General features: G+C 66.6%; 13 protein-coding genes. 7 read left to right on the top strand and 6 right to left on the bottom strand.

Features of this window, described 5'->3' with window-relative positions; all coding sequences use genetic code 11:
- Positions 1-110 precede the first annotated feature (110 nt).
- From SPI01S_RS16990 to clpS, 3 genes are all read left to right on the top strand, one after another.
- Positions 111-1847: a PHA/PHB synthase family protein gene (locus SPI01S_RS16990; protein WP_066725309.1), complete on the top strand. Its 1737-nt coding sequence runs from the start codon at positions 111-113 to the stop codon at positions 1845-1847.
- A gap of 119 nt (positions 1848-1966) precedes the next feature.
- A complete protein-coding gene (locus SPI01S_RS16985; RefSeq protein ID WP_066725306.1) occupies positions 1967-2725 on the top strand; it encodes a phasin family protein in 759 nt (252 codons plus the stop codon).
- A gap of 166 nt (positions 2726-2891) precedes the next feature.
- The gene (clpS, locus tag SPI01S_RS16980) at positions 2892-3224 is read left to right on the top strand and encodes an ATP-dependent Clp protease adapter ClpS (RefSeq protein ID WP_064310916.1); all 333 of its coding nucleotides are present in this window, start codon (positions 2892-2894) and stop codon (positions 3222-3224) included.
- Between the two features lie 177 nt (positions 3225-3401).
- On the opposite strand, the gene SPI01S_RS16975 is transcribed toward clpS, so the two are convergent.
- A complete protein-coding gene (locus SPI01S_RS16975; RefSeq protein WP_066725304.1) occupies positions 3402-4109 on the bottom strand; it encodes a Crp/Fnr family transcriptional regulator in 708 nt (235 codons plus the stop codon).
- A gap of 151 nt (positions 4110-4260) precedes the next feature.
- Between SPI01S_RS16975 and murA the strand changes: the two genes are divergently transcribed.
- Positions 4261-5544 (top strand): UDP-N-acetylglucosamine 1-carboxyvinyltransferase, encoded by a 1284-nt coding sequence (gene murA, locus SPI01S_RS16970; RefSeq protein ID WP_066725301.1) that lies wholly within the window; start codon positions 4261-4263, stop codon positions 5542-5544.
- Positions 5545-5718: 174 nt separating this feature from the next.
- Here the strand turns inward: murA and SPI01S_RS16965 are convergent, their stop codons facing one another.
- From SPI01S_RS16965 to scpC, 3 genes are all read right to left on the bottom strand, one after another.
- Entirely contained in the window at positions 5719-8046 is a 2328-nt protein-coding gene (locus SPI01S_RS16965) for a GH92 family glycosyl hydrolase (protein WP_066725298.1), read from the bottom strand.
- 48 nt (positions 8047-8094) lie between these two features.
- Entirely contained in the window at positions 8095-9369 is a 1275-nt protein-coding gene (locus SPI01S_RS16960; RefSeq protein WP_066725296.1) for a GGDEF domain-containing protein, read from the bottom strand.
- A gap of 102 nt (positions 9370-9471) precedes the next feature.
- On the bottom strand, positions 9472-10977 hold the full coding sequence (gene scpC, locus SPI01S_RS16955; protein ID WP_066725293.1) for a succinyl-CoA:acetate CoA-transferase ScpC: 1506 nt from the start codon (positions 10975-10977) through the stop codon (positions 9472-9474).
- A gap of 215 nt (positions 10978-11192) precedes the next feature.
- Between scpC and SPI01S_RS16950 the strand changes: the two genes are divergently transcribed.
- Positions 11193-12089 carry an iron-containing redox enzyme family protein gene (locus SPI01S_RS16950; RefSeq protein WP_066725286.1) on the top strand — a complete coding sequence of 299 codons (897 nt, stop codon included), beginning with the start codon at positions 11193-11195 and terminating at the stop codon, positions 12087-12089.
- A gap of 31 nt (positions 12090-12120) precedes the next feature.
- Positions 12121-13107 (top strand): SGNH/GDSL hydrolase family protein, encoded by a 987-nt coding sequence (locus tag SPI01S_RS16945; protein WP_066725284.1) that lies wholly within the window; start codon positions 12121-12123, stop codon positions 13105-13107.
- Positions 13108-13206: 99 nt separating this feature from the next.
- On the opposite strand, the gene SPI01S_RS16940 is transcribed toward SPI01S_RS16945, so the two are convergent.
- Positions 13207-14523: a cystathionine gamma-synthase family protein gene (locus SPI01S_RS16940; RefSeq protein ID WP_066725282.1), complete on the bottom strand. Its 1317-nt coding sequence runs from the start codon at positions 14521-14523 to the stop codon at positions 13207-13209.
- Positions 14524-14777: 254 nt separating this feature from the next.
- Between SPI01S_RS16940 and katG the strand changes: the two genes are divergently transcribed.
- A complete protein-coding gene (katG, locus tag SPI01S_RS16935; protein ID WP_066725280.1) occupies positions 14778-16985 on the top strand; it encodes a catalase/peroxidase HPI in 2208 nt (735 codons plus the stop codon).
- Positions 16986-17118: 133 nt separating this feature from the next.
- On the opposite strand, the gene SPI01S_RS22840 is transcribed toward katG, so the two are convergent.
- Positions 17119-18273, bottom strand: a complete 1155-nt coding sequence (locus SPI01S_RS22840) for a DUF2171 domain-containing protein (RefSeq protein WP_066725278.1) — start codon at positions 18271-18273, stop codon at positions 17119-17121.
- Between the last annotated feature and the right edge of the window lie 79 nt (positions 18274-18352).

The raw sequence follows: 18352 nt of genomic DNA, 5'->3' as shown, positions 1-18352 counted from the left end.
TTGACACGCGACACAAAATTGTGTCGTGCGCGCGTTCTACGCCATAAAAGCGTATCCGGGAATGACGCATTGCTCGGCCCGCGCTAAGGCGGGGCAAAGGAGAGGACCGAATGGCCGATACGCGCACGCCGACCTTGCCCCGCCTGGAGGACCTGCAGCACTGGACCTGGGTGCTAGGCCGCGCGCAGCAGATGATGCTGGAGCATGGTCTGGACCTGATGGAGCATGCGCCCGGCGCACCGCCCTTCGGCATGCTGCTCGATCCCACGCCGGCGATGCGGGCCAGCGCCGAGTTCTGGGCGGACACGATGCAGCTGTGGCAGCGCTTCCTCGATCCTGCCCATGCCGAGCCGTTCGTCGAGACGCCCGAGCAGGCGCGCGACAAGCGCTTCAAGGCGCCGCAGTGGCGCGAGCAGCCGGTGTTCGATTTCCTGCGGCAGAGCTATTTCGTGATCGCCGACCACATGCTCAAGAATGTCGAGGCGCTGGAGCATGTCGATGAACGGCAGAAGGACCAGATCCGGTTCGCCACCAAAGGCTTCATCGACGCGATCAGCCCCACCAACTTCCCCGCCACCAACCCGCAGGTGCTCGAGAAGATCGTCGAGACCAAGGGCGAGAGCCTCCTGAAGGGCCTGCAGCACATGCTGCAGGACATGGCCAAGGGCCAGATGACGCAGACCGCCGCGGGGGCCTTCGAACTCGGCCGCAACCTGGCGATGACGCCGGGCAAGGTGGTGAAGCGCACCCCGCTCTACGAGCTGATCCAGTATTCGCCGACGACGGACGAGGTGCTGGAAACGCCGCTGATCATCTTCCCGCCGTGGATCAACCGCTTCTACATTCTCGATCTCACCCCCGAGAAGAGCTTCATCCGCTGGGCGGTGGAGCAGGGGATCACCGTGTTCGTCGTCTCGTGGCGCTCGGCGGATGCGAGCATGAAGGACGTGGTGTGGGACGATTATGTCGAGCGCGGCCAGATCGACGCGATCGACACCGTACGCGACCTGCTCGGCGTGGAGAGCGTGCACACGATCGGCTATTGCGTCGCCGGCACCACGCTGGCGGCGACGCTGGCGGTGCTCGCCGCGCGCGGGGAGGCGGCGAAGGTGGCGAGCGCGACCTTCTTCACCGCGCAGGTCGACTTCACCGACGCGGGCGACCTGCGCGTGTTCGTTGACGACGATCAGCTGGCGATGATCCGCAGCCTCAGCGGCGACGGGTTCCTCGACGGGCGCTACATGGCGGCGACGTTCAACCTGCTGCGCGGGCGCGACCTGATCTGGAACTACGTCACCAACAACTATCTGATGGGGCAGGAATATGCGCCGTTCGACCTGCTCCACTGGAACTCGGACGTCACCAACCTGCCGGCGACCTGGCACCTCAGCTACCTGACCGACCTCTACCGCGACAACAAGCTGATCGTGCCCGGCGCGCTGAGCATCGGCGGCACTCCGGTCGACCTCTCCAAGGTGGAAACGCCGGCCTATATACAGGCGGGTCGCGAAGATCATATCGCGCCGGCCAAAAGTGTCTGGAAGTTGACGGAGCATTTTCGCGGGCCGCACAAGTTCGTGCTCGCGGGTTCCGGCCATATCGCGGGTGTAATAAACCCGCCTTCGGCGAAAAAATACCAATACTGGACCAATCAGAACCCTGCCGAGTCGCTCGATTCCTTCGTGGAAAATGCGACGGAACATGCCGGGAGCTGGTGGCCCGACTGGGTCGACTGGGTGCGTGCGGTCAACGGTGGCAAAGTCGCGGTGAACGGCGCGCGGGTGCCAGGGGGTGGGAACCTTTGTGCAGTTGCGGAAGCTCCGGGGGATTACGTTAAGATGCGCTGAGAAAATGTTGGGAAATAGCGGCATTTGTAACTTTTTGTGCAGTGCACAATGACGCCTTGCAAATCGGGCGCCATGTCGCTATCTGTTGCGGTGCAGCAATAGGCAGGGAAGCTAGTCACATGGCCATCAAGGGACCTAAGACGACGGCCAAGCCCGCCGCCAAAATGGCGGCACGCGGGGCTGTGAAGTCCGCGATACTGGCCGAAGCTGCCGCGGCACCGCCGACGCCCGTACCGCCCGTCGCCGAGACGATCGTCCCGGCCGCGGCGCTGATACCCGCGCCCGTCGATGCCGCTGCACCGCAGGAAGTGAAGACCAACGTCGAAGAGGCGATCGCCGCCCCCGCGGAAACGGCCACGGCCGTGGCCGAACCGGTGATCGAAGCAGCAGAGACCGTCGCGCCGGCGGTCACCACCAGCACCGCGAAGGAAACGACTATCATGGCTACCAATTTCGAGAACGCGACGACCCAGGCCCACAATGTGTTCGGCGACATGAACGAGCGCGCCAAGGCTGCCGTCGAGAAGTCGACCAAGCTGGTCGAGGAAGCGAACGAGTTCGCCAAGGGCAACATCGAAGCGATCGTCGAGTCCGGCCGCATCGCCGCCAAGGGCTTCGAGAGCCTGGGCCAGGAAGCTGCCGACTATAGCCGCCGCTCGTTCGAGAGCGCGACCGCTGCGATGAAGAACCTGGCCTCGGTCAAGTCGCCGACCGACTTCTTCAAGCTGCAGAGCGACTATATGCGCGGCGCGTTCGACGCCTATGTCGCCGAAGCCTCGAAGCACACCGAAGCGATGATCAAGCTGGCCGGCGACGCCGCGCAGCCGATCTCGAACCGCTTCGCGGTTGCCGTCGAGAAGGTGAAGACCAACGCCTGATCGGCTCTGCCGACCTGCGAAGGACCGAATTGGGGCAGTCGCTACGGCGGCTGCCCTTTTTTCTTGGCCACAAAATGCGGTCCGCCCGGCGCGACGCCTTGCCCTTGGGGGCAGCGCGTCATATTTTGCGACCCCTATGGTCGAGCTTCGTACAATTGAGATTCGGATGGCCGAGGACGGCGACCAGGATGATCGCGGTAACGACAACGCGGTCGGCATCGCCACGCGCACGCGCACCCGCACCAAGAAGCCGACCCCGTACCGAGTGTTGATGCTCAACGACGATTACACGCCGATGGAGTTCGTCGTGCTCGTCCTGCAGCGCTTCTTCCGCATGAACATCGAGGAAGCGACCCAGGTGATGCTCCACGTCCACCAGCGCGGCGTGGGCGTTTGTGGGGTCTTCAGCTACGAAGTCGCCGAGACCAAGGTCTCGCAGGTGATCGACTTCGCCCGGCAGAACCAGCACCCGCTGCAGTGCACGCTGGAAAAGGCATAAGCGATTTTCGCTGCGCCGAGGTGGTCGGCGTCGGTATCGTTCCCACGCATAACGCCCGTCCTTCCCGCGAAGGCGGGGATCCATTGGCGCTGAAATTGCGGTTCTTTCCCCCGCCGTCCCGGCAAATGGATTCCCGCCTTCGCGGGAAGGACGAGGGAGGTGGAGGAGTCCTGCGCCTCACCGCGCGGGCGGCAGCCAGCGCAGGTCGAGCCCTTCGTAGCGATTGACGTAGTTCGCTGCACCGGCCAGTGCCGCGCGGTCGAGCAGGGTGACGCGGCCGCCCTCGCGGGCGATCATGCCTTCCTCCTCCAGCTGGCGCAGCATCCGGTTGACGTGCACCGCGGTGAGGCCGGTGGCGTCGCCGATTTCCTCCTGCGTCAGTCCCAGCGTGTATTCGCGGTCGATCGACTTGTCGGTCGCGCGGAGGCGATTGCGCAGGTCGAGCAGCAGCGCCGCGACTCGCGCCTTGGCGCTGGTGCGGCCCAGCGCGGCGAGACGGTCGGTCAGCGCCACCCGCTCGATCTGGCTGTAGACGAGAATCATCGCCGAAAGGCGCGGATGCTGCTGCATGATGCCGGACAGCGCGGCGCGGTCGAACGGGCAGACCACCGTGTCCGAGAGGGCACAGAGCGTCTCCGGCGCCTCGCGATAGATTGCCGACGAGATCCCGAGCATGTCGCCCGGGAACAGGGATCGGAGGATCTGGCGGCTGCCATCGTCCAGCAGTACGTAGCTCATCATCAAGCCTTTGCGGAGAATGAACAATTCTCCGCATGGCTCGTTCTCACGCTGCAATATGGCGCCGCGCCGGATATGGCGCTGGCGCAGCTCGAGCGCATCCAGCGCCTCACGCTCTCGTTGCGTAAGCGTGATGAACTCGCTCAAAACATCGGCAAAACAACTGGCTGACACGCTCTGCACTTTCCCCCGGGCATTTCCTGCAAAGCAGCGCAACGAAATCAGTGCATTAAAATCGATCAAGCCCCTCCAGCAGCCCACCGCTTGCGCGGACGCGCAGAGCGGCTAGAAGCTCGCCATGGACCGTATCCTTATCCGTGGCGGCAATCGGCTTGCCGGCAAGATCGCGATTTCCGGCGCGAAGAACGCCGCCCTCACCCTGATGCCGTGTGCGCTGCTGACTGACGAGCCGCTCACGCTCAGGAACCTGCCACGGCTGGCGGACGTAGACAGCTTCGGACATCTACTGAATGAGCTGGGGGCATCGACCTCGGTAGAGGGCACCCGCCCGAACGAATTCGGCCGCGTCCTCTCGGTCCGCGCCAGCCGGTTGACGTCGACGGTTGCCCCCTATGACATCGTCCGCAAGATGCGCGCCTCGATCCTGGTGCTCGGCCCGCTGCTCGCGCGCGAAGGCGAGGCGACGGTGTCGCTGCCCGGCGGCTGCGCGATCGGCAACCGCCCGATCGATCTCCATCTCAAGGCGCTGGAGGCGCTGGGCGCCGAGATCGAGCTGAGTGCCGGCTATGTGAAGGCGATCGCGCCGGGCGGCCGGATTTCGGGCGGGCGCTTCCGCTTCCCCGTCGTCTCGGTCGGCGCGACCGAAAACGCGCTGATGGCGGCTGCGACGGCACGCGGGACCAGCGTCCTCGAAAACGCGGCGCGTGAGCCAGAGATCGTCGACCTGTGCAACCTGCTAGTCGCGATGGGCGCGGTTATCCGCGGCATCGGCACGGAGACGCTGGAGATCGACGGCCGCGATCGGCTGCACGGTGCCACCTATGCGGTGATGCCCGATCGCATCGAGGCGGGCAGCTATGCCTGCGCGGCGGCGATCACCGGCGGCGACGTCGAACTGGTCGGCGCTTCGGCCGAGGACATGCGCGCGACGCTCGATGCGCTGGTCGAAGCAGGCATCACGGTGGAGGAGACGGTGAACGGCGTACGCATCGCCGCCGAGAACGGCATCCAGCCGCTGACGCTCAACACCGCGCCGTTCCCGGGCTTCGCCACCGACATGCAGGCGCAGTTCATGGCGATGCTGTGCAAGGCCGACGGCGCCAGCACGCTGACCGAGACGATCTTCGAGAACCGCTACATGCACGTGCCCGAACTGGCGCGCATGGGGGCGGACATCGAGGTGCATGGCCGCACCGCGATCGTGCGCGGGGTGCCCAAGCTGACCGGTGCACCGGTGATGGCGACCGATCTGCGCGCCTCGATGAGCCTGATCCTCGCCGGCCTCGCCGCCGAGGGCGAGACCCAGGTCAACCGCGTGTACCATCTCGACCGCGGCTATGAGCGGCTGGAAGAGAAGCTGCAGGCGGTCGGGGCGGACATCGAACGCGTCGGCGACGGTTAAGGCATCCCGGCATAGCGTAACTTGCAAGACTGGCCCCTACTGATCGTCATCCCGGCGAAAGCCGGGATCCATTGGGGGCTAGGTCAAGGTTCTTGCCGAAACCGAGAGGCGAATGGATCCCGGCTTTCGCCGGGATGACGGTTTGAGGGAAGGGCTGACTTTTCAACGTCAGCGTCAGCGCGAGGCGGGCACGGACATCGAATAGGGCCGCCCCGCTGCCGGCACCACCGTCCGGTTCGGCATGGCCTGCATGGCGAAGCGCAGTTCGCCGCCGCGCATGACTTCCTCATGGGTGATGTACGCGCGGTCGAGCTTGCGGCCGTTCAGCGTCACGCTGCCGACATATCGGTTGGTGTCCGACAGCCCCGGCGCGGTCACCGTGAAGCGCTTGCCGTTCGGCAGCGTCAGCGCGGCGCGCGCGAGGAACGGGCGGCCGAGCACATATTGGTTCGATCCCGGCGCGACGGGGTAAAATCCCAGCATCGTGAACACCAGCCAGGCCGACATCTGGCCGAGATCGTCATTGCCGGCCAGACCGTCCGGCGTCGGCTTGTACTGGCTGTCGACGATCTGCTTGAGCCGCTCCTGCGTCCGCCAGGGCTGGCCGGCATAGCTGTACAGATAGGCGACGTGGTGGCTGGGCTCGTTGCCATGGATATACTGGCCGATCAGCCCGGCAATGTCCTCGGCATGGCTGTAGTCGATCTTTGAATTGTCGAAATCGAACATCGCGTCGAGCTTGCGGACGACCGCGGCATCGCCGCCCATCAGCCGGAACAGTCCGGCCTGATCGTGCGGCACGAACCACGAATATTGCCAGGCATTGCCCTCGGTATAGTCCGAACCATAGTTGATCGCGGTGGGATCGAACGGCGTGCGGTACGCGCCTTCGCTCTTGCGGGCGCGCAGGAAGCCGGTCTTGACGTCGAAGCTGTTGCGCCAGTTGCCCGCGCGCTTCTCGAACGTTGCGGCGAGATCGTCGCGGCCCAGCGCGCGGGCCATGCGGGCGATGGTCCAGTCGTCATAGGCATATTCGACGGTCTTGGAGGCCGCCTCGGGCTCCTTGTCGATCGGCACGAAGCCGAGCTTCTGGTACCAGTCGAGCCCGCCATAGGGGCCATAGGTCGCGCTCGCCACCATCGCGTCGAGCGCCGCCTTGCCGTCGAAGCCGCGTATGCCCTTCAGATAGGCGTCGGCCATCACCGGCACGGCGTGATAGCCGATCATCGTCCAGGTCTCGCGCCCCTGGAACTGCCACACCGGCAGGATGCCGAACGGGCTCGCCTGCTGGCTGGCGATCAGCGAGCGGACGATGTCGCGGTTGCGCGCCTCGGGCTGGACAAGCAGCAGCAGCGGGTGCTCGGCGCGGAACGTATCCCACAGCGAGAAGGTCGAGTGGAAGGTGAAGCCCTCGGCCTGGTGGACCTGGTCGTCGGGCCCGCGATAGCGGCCATCGGCGTCGGAGAAGACGCTGGGCGCCATCAGCGTGTGGTAGAAGGCCGAGTAGAAGTTGCGCAGCGCCTTGTCGCTTCCCTGCGCCTCGATCGCACCCAGCGCCTGGCGCCACGCGGCGGTGGTGCGGGCGCGCACCGTGTCGAAGTCGCCGGGCTCGCTGGCGAGGTTTGCCAGCGCGGCGTCCTCATCGACGCTCGACAGCGCGACGCGGAGTTCGAGCGGACGATCGAGTACGCCGAAATCGAGCCGCGCGACGATCGCGCGCCCCTGCAGTTGTGCGACGCCTTCGTCGCCGCGTCCGGGCCCCTGGAAGCCGCGATAGGGCAGCTTGCCCTCGGTATCGACGAAGGCGTGCGCCTTGAGCGGCACCGAGGGGCGGATCGCGAAGAACAGCTTGCGCGCGGGCGCCCAGCCGCGCGTCTCGCGCGCGCCGGTGATCGTACCGTCGGGGCGCACGCGCACCGAGGACCACAGGATCTTGCCCGGATAATTGTACAGCGAGCTCCGCAGATCGAGCACCAGATGCGCCGGCTTGCCGGCCGGGAAGGCATAGCGCTCCACCGCGACGCGGGTGCCCGCGGTCATCTCGGCGTGGACGGCCTGGTCCTGCAGCGTCACCGCATAATAGCCCGGCCGCGCGACTTCGTCGGCATGAGCGAAGCGCGAGCGATAGCCCGAGCCCGGCTGCTTCGGGTCGCCCGGTTCCAGCGGCACCGTGTCGCCCGCCACCGGCGCGATCAGGAGGTCGCCCAGATCCGAATGACCGGCGCCCGAGAAATGGGTCAGCGAGAAGCCCTGGATGGTCGGGTCGCCATAGCGATAGCCGGCGGCATGGCCGTAGCATTGGCGGATTTCGCAGCCGGTATCGGTATCGGGGCTCAGCTGCACCATGCCGAACGGGGCGACGGCGCCGGGGAAGGTGTGGCCCTCGCCGCCGGTGCCGACCAGCGGATCGGCATGCTCATAGCCGGTCTGCGCGGCGAGCGGTGCGGCGAGTAGCGCCGTGGCGGCGAGTGCGAGCGCGGCGCGCTGAAATGTCCCCTGCATTCCCGAGGCTTAACCGAGCGAAGCTGAAGGCGGAAGCCCGCTGGCGCGTCACTCTGCGGCGAGCGGGAGGATCGGCGTTTCGCGGCTCGGCGCGGCGACGACGCGGTTCCGCCCGCCTTCCTTGGCCTGATACAGCGCAGCGTCCGCCATGCCGAGCAGATCGGCCACCGCGCGGGTGCTATCGGGCATGGCGGCGACGCCGAACGAGGCGGAAACCTTGGCCTCGTGCATGGCGGACAGCGCTTCGATGCGTTCGCGCAGGATTTCCGCTTTCACCACGGCCTCGTCGAGCCTGCACTCGGGCAGGATCACCAGCAGTTCCTCGCCGCCGTAGCGGCAGGCGACGTCGGAGGTGCGCAGTGCACCCATGATCGTGGCGGCGGTCTCGCGCAGCACCGAATCGCCCACGGCATGGCCGAACTCGTCGTTCAGCTTCTTGAAGTGATCGAGGTCGATCATGATCACGGACAGGTGCGTGCCGCTGCGCTCGGTGAGGCTGGCATAGCGGCCGAGCGCGTCTTCCATGTAGCGGCGGTTGTACAGGCCGGTCAGCGGATCGCGCAGCGCCTGGGTGCGCAGTTTCTCGCGCAGCGCGATGTTGGAAATCGCCAGCGACATCGCATCGGCGATCGCGGTGGCGAGCGGCTGGATGCGCGCCAGCTCCGCCGCCGCGTCGGGCAGGGTGGTCGCTATCTTCAGCATGCCCTGGATCTCGCCATGCGCGGTCATCGGCAGTTCGAGCACGGTCGCCGTGCCGAGGTGATGATCGCAGCGCAGCGCCCCATGTTTCTCCGCGTTCACATGCGGTTTGCCGCGCTTCAGCGCCCAGCATTGCGACGGTGTGAGCATGGGGCGGAGCGTGTCCGCCTCCGGCCAATGCCAGCTGCCGGAAAGCTCCAGCCGGTCGCGGGAATTGTTGAGCACGTAGAGCGCGCCGCCGAACCCCGCGAGCAGCGATTCGATCGTTGCGCCCAGCACGGCGTTGGCGTCGGCATAGCCGTTGGCGCTTTGCAGCATCTCCGTCATGCGGAACAGATGGTTGATCTGCTTGCGCTCGGCATGCGCGCGCTCGGCATCCTGGCGGCGCTCGCGCAGCGCTCGGATCGATTGCGGACCGCCCAGCATCAGCAGGAGCAGCACGAAGACAGCGCCGCCGAATTCGATGGCGCTGTCGATCAGCTGCGCATCCCGCGAATGCGCGAGGGGATGAAGCACATGCGCGAGCATCATGATGATCACGGTCGCCGATGCGGCCGTCACGCGCAGCCTGAGCGCGGTTTCCAGCGGATCGCGTCGAGGCTCTTCGATCGGTTCCTTGCTCACCAGCCTGCAGACCCCTGGCCGTAGCGCAAGCCGCCACGGCGCAGGAGCATTATAGCGATGCCGCCGGCACGATTCGTCCCGTGGAACCGACCCTAGGTAGTCTTACAGCATCGAACCCGTATCGATGAATCGCTGGTGCCAGGCGAAGGCTTCGCCCGGCAGCATCGGCGTCTGCTTGCCATAGCTGCCGGCCAGCGCGCGCTCGTAATAGTCGCGCAGCATCGGGCGGAAGCTTGGATGGGCGCAGCGTTCGATCACCTGCTCGGCACGCTTGCGGGGCGCAAGGCCGCGCAGATCGGCCAGGCCCTGCTCGGTCACCACGATCTGCACGTCCTGCGCGATGTGATCGACATGGGAGACGTGCGGCACGATCGCGGAGATCGCGCCGCCCTTCGCGGTCGAAGGCGACATGAAGATCGAGATATAGGCGTTGCGCGCGAAGTCGCCCGATCCGCCGATGCCGTTCTGGATGCGCGAGCCCATCACATGGGTGGAATTGACGTTGCCGTACAGATCCGCCTCGATCATCCCGTTCATCGCCAGGCAGCCGAGGCGCCGCACGACTTCGGGATGGTTGCTGATCTCCTGCGAGCGCAGCAGGATGCGGTCGCGGAAGCGGTCGAGATCCTGGTTCAGCCGCTCGGCGGCGGCGGGGCTCAGCGAGAAGGCGGTGCAGCTCGCCATGCGCAGCTTGCCGGCGTCGAGCAGGTCGAGCATCCCGTCCTGCAGCACTTCGGTATAGGCGGTGAGGTTCTCGAACGGCGCGGTCATCAGCCCGGCGAGCACCGCATTGGCGATGTTGCCCACCCCCGATTGCAGCGGCAGCAGCGACGGCGGCAGCCGGCCCTTGCCGACTTCGTGGCGGAAGAACTCGATCAGATGCTGGGCGATGGCGACCGCGCTCGCGTCGGGTGCTGCGAAGGGCAGGTTGCGATCGGGGGCGTTGGTCTCGACCACCGCGATCACCTTGTGCGGATCGCAGCGCAGCGTCGGCTGGCCGATGCGCTGGTCGGGCGCGGTGAGCGGGATCGGCACGCGGTTGGGCGGCAGCGCGGTGCCGTAATAGATGTCGTGCATCCCCTCGAGCGCCGGGTTCTGCCAGCTGTTCACCTCCAGGATCACGCGCTTGGCGACATCGAGCCAGGTCTTGTTGTTGCCGACCGAGGTGGAGGGGATCAGCGATCCGTCCGCGCGGATGCCGGCGACTTCGATCACCGCGACGTCGAGCTGGCCGAGAAACCCCTCCCAGGCGAGCGGGGCGACCTGGCTGAGGTGCAGGTCGACATAGTCCATCTCGCCCGCGTTGATCTTCTCGCGGGCGATCGGATCGGAATTATAGGGCAGCCGGGCGGAAATGCCGTCGACGCGGGCGAGCGCGCCGTCCAGCTCCGGGCCGGTCGAGGCGCCGGTCCACACCTTGAGCCGCATCGGCTTGCCGACGGCATGTTCGGCCTCGATCTGCGCGGCGAGCGCGGTCGGCACCGCCTTGGGATAGCCGGAGCCGGTGAAGCCGCTCATCCCCACGGTCATGCCATCGGCGATGAACGAGGCGGCGTGTTCGGCGGTGGTGACCTTGGCGGCGAGTCCGGGGTGGGCGATACGCGACATGGATCCTCTCAGAGCTGCATCGTTGGCGGCGATGCAGCCCTATCGAGGCGCGTGCAATTGTTGCAATTACCTACTTGGGCGCGACGAATGCACCCGATGCACGCTGCGGTGCACATGACCATGCCGTGACAGCCAAGTGGTTGATCTACTTAAGTGGATCGGAACTCCCCCCTCGGCCTGCGGGTTTAGGCAGCCAAGCAGGAGAGAGTTTTCCCATGGCAACGCTCGCGCGCGACTTCGCGCCACGCATCCGTTCGCAGTTTCTTACCGACAGCTTCCAGCGCGGCCTGGCCCACTGGAACCGGGAGCGGCTGGAACCCGGCTTCCCGTCCGACGACTGGCAGCGCCTGTTCGAGCGCGACATGCGCATGGAGCGGCTGCAGGGCGCGTTCCTCGAGGAACTGCGCGCCGAGATCGTCGACGAGGCAGCGGCGGCGCCCACCGACGTCGAGGGCTTCATCGCCTGGTTCGAGGAACTGAAGGCGACCGGGCCGGGGCAGGGCGACCCGCTCTTCCCCTGGCTGGCTGCGGAGGCGGACCGGGACCAGCTTCGATGGTTCTTCGAGCAGGAGGCTGCCGGCGAGGCGGGGTTCGACGATCTCGTCGCGATGACGCAGGTGAAGCTGCCGACCCGCCCGAAGCTCGAACTCGCCCGCAATTACTGGGACGAGATGGGGCACGGCACCGAGAAGGGCATGCACGGCCCGATGCTCGATGCGCTGGTCGAGACGCTGGCCGTTACCCCGGTGATCGAGAACACCGTGTGGGAAAGCCTGTGCCTCGCCAATGCGATGACCGCGATGGCGAGCAGCCGCCGCTATGCCTGGCATTCGGTAGGGGCGCTGGGCGTGATCGAGCTGACCGCGCCCGGCCGCTCCGCCGCGACGGCCGAAGGGCTGAAGCGCGTGGGGCTCAGCCCCAAGGAAGCGCGCTACTTCACGCTGCACGCGGTGCTCGACATCAAGCACAGCGAGGACTGGAACCGCGAGGCCATTCGCCCGGCGGTGGAAGAGGATCCGCGCCGCGCGAACGCGATGGCCGAAGGCGCGCTGATCCGCCTGCGTTGCGGCGCGCGCTGCTTCGAGGCCTATCGCGAGCGGCTCTGGGGCTGACGGCGCCGCGCGGGGTTGCTAGGCAGGCTGCATGCTTCGCCTAGCCCTTGTCGCCGCGCTGATGCTCGCGCCTGCCGAAACGTCCATTCCGCTGCACGCCGGGGGCCGCGTGACTGCCGATGGCCGCTTCGGCTGGCCCGGCGTCTATTTCGAGGGGCGGTTCAAGGGCACCTCCGTCACCGTGTCGGTCGAGGCCGGCGAGGACCATCTCGCCGTGCTGATCGACGGGGTGGAGCGCGCGGTGCTGAAAAAGCCCGGCAAGGTGCAGCGCCGGTTCGAGGGGCTGGCGGACGGCGAACATGTCATCCGCGTCGAGAAGCTGACCGAGAGCCAGAGCGGCTATAGCCGCATGCTCGGCATCACCACAGACGGCACGGCGCTCGCCCCACCGATGCATGCGCGCCGCGTCGAGTTCATCGGCGACTCGCACAGCGTCGGCTATGGCGACACCGCGACCGTGCGGGATTGCACCGGCGAGCAGGTGCACGACACCACCGATACCCAGCGCGCCTTCGGGCCGCTGCTCGCGAAGAAATGGGATGCCGACTATCGCGTCATCGCCTTTTCAGGGCGCGGCGTGGTGCGCAACTATGCCGGCGGCAACCCCGGCGAGACGCTGCCGGTGCTCTACGCCCGCGCCATTCCCGGCGAACCGGCGCCCGCGGTGCAGGACGACTGGCAGCCGCAGCTGGTCGTGATCAACCTCGGAACCAACGATTTCTCGACGCCGGTCCATGCCGGCGAGGCGTGGAAGGACGATGCCGCGCTGCACGCCGATTATCGGGCGAAATATGTCGCATTCGTGCGGCAGCTGCAGGGCGCGAACCCGGCCGCGCGCTTCCTGCTGATGGGCGCGCCCGCCTTCATCGCCGACGTGCGAACGGTGGCGACGGCGACGGGGGCGACGGCGGTGGCGGTGCCCCAGCTGGAATTCACCGCCTGCCACTTCCATCCGTCGCTGAAGGACCAGCAGACGATGGCGGCGCTGGTCGAGGACGCCGCGCGGACGCTGAAGTAAGGGACGGTGCGGCGGTGTTTCTCCGCACCAAAGCCGCCATCCCGGCGTTCGCCGGGATGACGAAGGAGGGCTTTCTGTCCTCCTTCGTCACCGGAAAGATCACACCGCCTTCAGCGCATTCTCGAAGTCGGCGATAAGGTCGTCGGCATCCTCGACGCCGACCGAGATGCGGACCAGATTGTCGGTGATTCCCAGCGCCTGCTTGCGCGCCTCGGCCACCGACAGGTGCGTCATTCCCGCCGGGTGGCTGGCCAGCGTCTCGGTGCCGCCCAGGCTCACCGCCAGCTTGGCGATCTTGAGCGCGTCGAGGAACGCGAACGCCTCCTTCTCGCCGCCCTTCAGATAGAGCGAGAAGGTCGATCCCGCGCCGGTGCAGTGGCGGCGATAGATGTCGGCCTGGCGCTTGTCCTCGCCGCGCTCGAGGAAGCCGAGATAGCCGACGCGCTCCACCTTGGGATGCGCCGCGAGGAATTCGCACACCTTGGCGGCGTTCTCGCCCGCGCGGCTCATCCGCAGCTCCAGCGTCTCCAGCGAGCGCAGCAGCATCCACGCCGTGTTCGGATCGCAGATCGTGCCGATCGTGTTGCGCATCAGCCGGATGGTGTTGATGTGCGCCTTCGATCCGAGCACGCCGCCCGCCACCAGGTCCGAATGGCCGCCGGCATATTTGGTCAGCGAGTAGACGACGATGTCCGCACCTTGGCGGAGCGGCTGCGCCCAGAGCGGCCCGAGGAAGGTGTTGTCGATCGCGATCGGCGGCTTGGTGTCGCCCTTGAAGATCGCGTCGCGGCTGGCGGCGACGGCTTCGACGTCGACCAGCGCGTTGGTCGGGTTGGCCGGGCTCTCCAGATAGATCAGCGCGACGTTCCCGGTCGCCGCCTTGCTGAGCACCGCATCGATCTCCTCGCGGGTGGCGCCCGCCGGGAAGTCGAGCCAGTGAATGCCGAAGCGGCCGAGGATGCGCGCGATCAGCGTCTCGGTCGCCGCATAGAGCGGGCCCGAATGGACGATCGTGTCGCCGGGCTTGACCATCGACAGGAACAGGGTCGCGATCGCCGACATGCCCGAGGAAAAGGCCAGCGCGTCCTCGGCCTCTTCCCAGATCGCGAGGCGGTCTTCCAGGATCTCCTGGTTCGGGCCGTTGAAGCGCGAATAGACCAGGCCCTCGGCGCCGCCCGGGCGCTTGCCGGTCACGCCCTCGAAATGGCGCTTGCCCGCCGCCGCATTGGGGAAGACGAAGGTGGAGGTGAGGAAGATCGGCGGCTTGAGCGCGCCTTCGGAGAGCATCGGATCATAGCCGTGCCCCATCATCATCGTCGCCGGCTTGAGCTTGCGATCGCCGATCTTCTCGACATCGCCCTCGGGGCGGGGACGGGGGGTGCCGCCGGTCAGATCGGCTTCGGTGGCGTCGGTCATTGCAGGCTCTCCGATGTGTATTCTGATGATGGTTACATATGTAACCAAGTCAGGCGGGCAATCCACCCGTTGCTGTAATCATCCTGAGCGGGATCCGTTTCGTCTGCGTGACCATGGTCGGGGCCTATCCGTTGAGATATACTGACACGAGCGGAAAGATCGATCAGTGTGCCCGAACTAATCCATTTCATCGATCGCTCTGGCCGTGCGAGGCTCTGCGCAGACCATAGCCCGGATCCCAAGGAGATGCCCGAATGAACGCCGAATCCCAATGCCCGATGCATGGTGGCAAAATGGAGGGTAATGCCGTCCTGTTCGACATGACGAACCGGACCTGGTGGCCCAACCAGCTCGACCTGACCGTGCTCCACCAGAACCCGCCCGCCGGCGACCCGATGGGCGCGGACTTCGATTATGTCGCCGAATTCCAGAAGCTCGATCTGGCGGCAGTGAAGGCCGACATCTTCGCGCTGATGACCGATTCGCAGGATTGGTGGCCGGCGGACTTCGGCCATTACGGCCCGCTGTTCATCCGCATGGCGTGGCACAGCGCCGGCACCTACCGCGTCGGCGACGGGCGCGGCGGCGCGGGCTCGGGCACGCAGCGTTTCGCGCCGCTCAACAGCTGGCCGGACAATGCCAATCTCGACAAGGCGCGCATGCTGCTGTGGCCGATCAAGCAGAAGTACGGCCGGGCGCTGTCCTGGGCCGATCTGATGATCCTCACCGGCAATTGCGCGCTCGAATCGATGGGCTTCAAGACCGCCGGCTTCGGCGGCGGCCGCGCCGATGTGTGGGAGCCGGAGCGCGACATCAACTGGGGCCCCGAGCGCGAATGGCTGCAGACCAGCGAGAAGCCGGGCGGCCGCTATTCGGGTGAGCGCAGCCTCTCCAATCCGCTTGCGGCAGTGCAGATGGGCCTGATCTACGTCAATCCGGAAGGCCCGGACGGCAACCCCGATCCGCTGCTCGCCGCGCACGACATCCGCGAAACCTTCGCACGCATGGCGATGAACGACGAGGAGACGGTGGCGCTGATCGCCGGCGGCCATACCTTCGGCAAGACGCACGGCGCGGCGGACCCGAGCCAGCATATCGGGCCGGAGCCGGAAGGCGCGGGGCTGGAGATGCAGGCGCTCGGCTGGGCGAACAGCTTCGGCAAGGGCAATGCCGGCGACACGATCACCAGCGGCCTCGAAGTCACCTGGACCGAGACGCCAACCCAGTGGGGCAACGGCTTCTTCAAGAACCTGTTCGAGTATGAGTATGAACTGACCAAGAGCCCGGCCGGCGCGCACCAGTGGGTGGCGACGAACGCCGGCGAGGTGATCCCGGACGCGCATGATCCGTCGAAGAAGCATCGCCCGACGATGCTGACCACCGATCTCGCGCTGCGCGACGACCCCGCCTACGGCCCGATCTCGCGGCGCTTCTACGAGAATCCGGACCAGTTCGCCCATGCCTTTGCCGAGGCCTGGTACAAGCTGACCCACCGCGACAGCGGCCCGCACGGCAAGCTGCTCGGGCCTGAAGTTCCGGCCGAGCCGCGTATCTGGCAGGACCCGGTGCCGTCGGTGGACCATGCGCTGATCGACGACGCCGATGTGGCGGCGCTCAAGGCCGAGATTCTCGGCTCCGGCCTGTCGATCGCGCGTCTGGTGAAGACCGCCTGGGCATCGGCCGGCACCTATCGCGGTTCGGACAAGCGCGGCGGCGCCAATGGCGCGCGCATCCGCCTCGCCCCGCAAAAGGACTGGGCGGTGAACGAGCCGGCCGAACTCGCCCAGGCGCTGGGCGTGCTGGAAGGCATCCAGGCCAGGTTCAACGCGGCCCAGACCGGCGGCAAGAAGGTGTCGCTCGCGGATCTGATCGTGCTCGGCGGCACGGCGGCGGTGGAAGCCGCGGCGAAGAAGGCCGGGCATGCGCTGGCGCTGCCGTTCGCACCGGGCCGTACCGATGCGACGCAGGAGCAGACCGACGCGCACAGCTTCGAACCGCTCGAGCCCAAGGTAGACGGCTTCCGCAACTATGCGGGCGACACCATGGGCTGGTCGGAAGAGGAACTGCTGGTCGACCGTGCCGCGCTGCTGACGCTCACCGCGCCGGAAATGACCGTGCTGGTCGGCGGCCTGCGCGTGCTGGGCGCCAACCATGGCGACTCGAAGCACGGCGTGTTCACCGATCGTCCGGAAACGCTGACCAACGACTTCTTCCGCAACCTGCTCGTCACCAGCTTCACCGCGAAGTGGGAAGCGCAGGGCGACGGCAGCTTCGTGGCGAAGGACCGCAAGACCGGCGAAGCCAGGTGGACCGGCAGCCGCGTCGACCTGATCTTCGGTTCGAACTCGCAGCTGCGGGCGCTGGCCGAGGCCTATGCGACCGACGATGCCGAAGCGGCGTTCGTCGCCGCGTTCGGCAAGGCCTGGACCAAGGTGATGCACGCGGACCGCGTCGACCTGTGATCGGGTGAATGGGGCGTACCCGCAGCCGGCCCTCCCGTTTGGCGTTTCCTCCCCCTGGCGGGGGAGGATATGCTTCAACGGAAAGGGGCCGCCCGGTATTGCCGGACGGCCCCTCTCTTCGCCTCAGGCGCCCTTAGTAGGTGCCCTTGAAGCTCGAATTCAGATTACCGGTCGTGCTCCAGTCCTGCGAACCGTCACGCACGGCGCTCTGATCGGTGGTCGTGGCGGTGGACTTCACCTTGTCCTCGCCGAACATCGCGCCCGACTGTTCCTCGTCGCGCCAATGGTTCTTGGCTTCGTCGGCGGTCTTGCGCAGATTCACCTTGTCGTCGACCGTCTGGATCCAGCGCGACGGGATCGAGTGGTGGCGACCCTCGGCGTCGGTGTCGGTCTTGGTGAGGATGATGCGATCGCCCCGCACCTTGTCGACGGTGCCGACATGGCTGCCGTCCGAACCCAGCACTTCCATATGCTCGGTCACGCGGCGGAGCGAGTCGCGCTGGCCGGTGCGTTCGGTACGGAAATTCTCGAACTCGCTGTGAAAGCGCTGGGCATTCTCGCGGCGATATTCGTCATAGTCGCGGTCGAATTCCTGGAGGCGGCTGCGGCGCCATTCGCCGTAATGGTTGTCGGCATGGCCCTCGTTGCGCGCCTGCTGCTCGTCATAGCGCTGGTCCTGGCGGCGGCGGCGCTCGGCTTCCTCGTCGCCGAACCACGAGCGGACCTCGTCGCCGGCGCGATCGAAGAAGCCGCGATCGCTGTCATAGCCGCGCAGGTCGTTGCCGCCGCGGTTGCGATCATAGCCATAGGCACCGCGGCTCTGATCCTGCCGCCCATAGCCGGAACGGCCCTGGTCCTGCTGGCCGTAGCTGCGCGCGAATGCGTCGCGATCGCCCCAGTCGCTATTGCCATAGGTGCGCTGCCCATAGTCGCGGTCGCGTTGCTGGCCGGAGGCGCCGCCATAATTGCTGTAGCTGCGCGAGCTGGTATCGCTCCAGTCATTGTCGCCGCCGTCCCAGCCGCTGCGTTCCTGGCTGCGCTGGCCATAGGCCTGCGCGCCATAGTTCGAGCGATCCTGGTTGCGCCCGTCCGAGCGGCCGCGGTTCCAGTCGTCGCGCTGGTTGCGGTCGCGCCCGCGGCCCAGTTCGCCGGCGGCGGCATAGTCGCGCGCGCTGCTATAGGTGTAATCGCGGCCGGAGCCGTAATCCCGGCCATAGTCGCCCTGGCTGCTGCTGTCGTTATAGCCGGTGGGGCCATAGGGGCCGTAGCGGTTGTTGCGGTCGTCCATCGTATCTCTCCTGCTGAGATTTCGGCGGCTGCGGCATGCTTGCCGTCACACGTCGTTCAAGCGAGCGGAGGGGCAGATG

Origin of the sequence: Sphingomonas pituitosa NBRC 102491 (genome assembly GCF_001598435.1) — a bacterium.
GTDB lineage: Bacteria > Pseudomonadota > Alphaproteobacteria > Sphingomonadales > Sphingomonadaceae > Sphingomonas > Sphingomonas pituitosa.
Note: the sequence above shows the minus strand (reverse complement) of the source record. Positions and strands in the feature narration are given on the sequence as shown.

What these genes read in the sequence shown, in the direction of transcription:
- SPI01S_RS16990 (WP_066725309.1), top strand. Translation starts at nt 111, where the DNA reads ATGGCCGATACGCGCACGCCGACCTTGCCCCGCCTGGAGGACCTGCAG.
- SPI01S_RS16985 (WP_066725306.1), top strand. Translation starts at nt 1,967, where the DNA reads ATGGCCATCAAGGGACCTAAGACGACGGCCAAGCCCGCCGCCAAAATG.
- clpS (WP_064310916.1), top strand. Translation starts at nt 2,892, where the DNA reads ATGGCCGAGGACGGCGACCAGGATGATCGCGGTAACGACAACGCGGTC.
- murA (WP_066725301.1), top strand. Translation starts at nt 4,261, where the DNA reads ATGGACCGTATCCTTATCCGTGGCGGCAATCGGCTTGCCGGCAAGATC.
- SPI01S_RS16965 (WP_066725298.1), bottom strand. Translation starts at nt 8,046, where the DNA reads ATGCAGGGGACATTTCAGCGCGCCGCGCTCGCACTCGCCGCCACGGCG.
- scpC (WP_066725293.1), bottom strand. Translation starts at nt 10,977, where the DNA reads ATGTCGCGTATCGCCCACCCCGGACTCGCCGCCAAGGTCACCACCGCC.
- SPI01S_RS16950 (WP_066725286.1), top strand. Translation starts at nt 11,193, where the DNA reads ATGGCAACGCTCGCGCGCGACTTCGCGCCACGCATCCGTTCGCAGTTT.
- SPI01S_RS16945 (WP_066725284.1), top strand. Translation starts at nt 12,121, where the DNA reads ATGCTTCGCCTAGCCCTTGTCGCCGCGCTGATGCTCGCGCCTGCCGAA.
- SPI01S_RS16940 (WP_066725282.1), bottom strand. Translation starts at nt 14,523, where the DNA reads ATGACCGACGCCACCGAAGCCGATCTGACCGGCGGCACCCCCCGTCCC.
- katG (WP_066725280.1), top strand. Translation starts at nt 14,778, where the DNA reads ATGAACGCCGAATCCCAATGCCCGATGCATGGTGGCAAAATGGAGGGT.
- SPI01S_RS22840 (WP_066725278.1), bottom strand. Translation starts at nt 18,273, where the DNA reads ATGGACGACCGCAACAACCGCTACGGCCCCTATGGCCCCACCGGCTAT.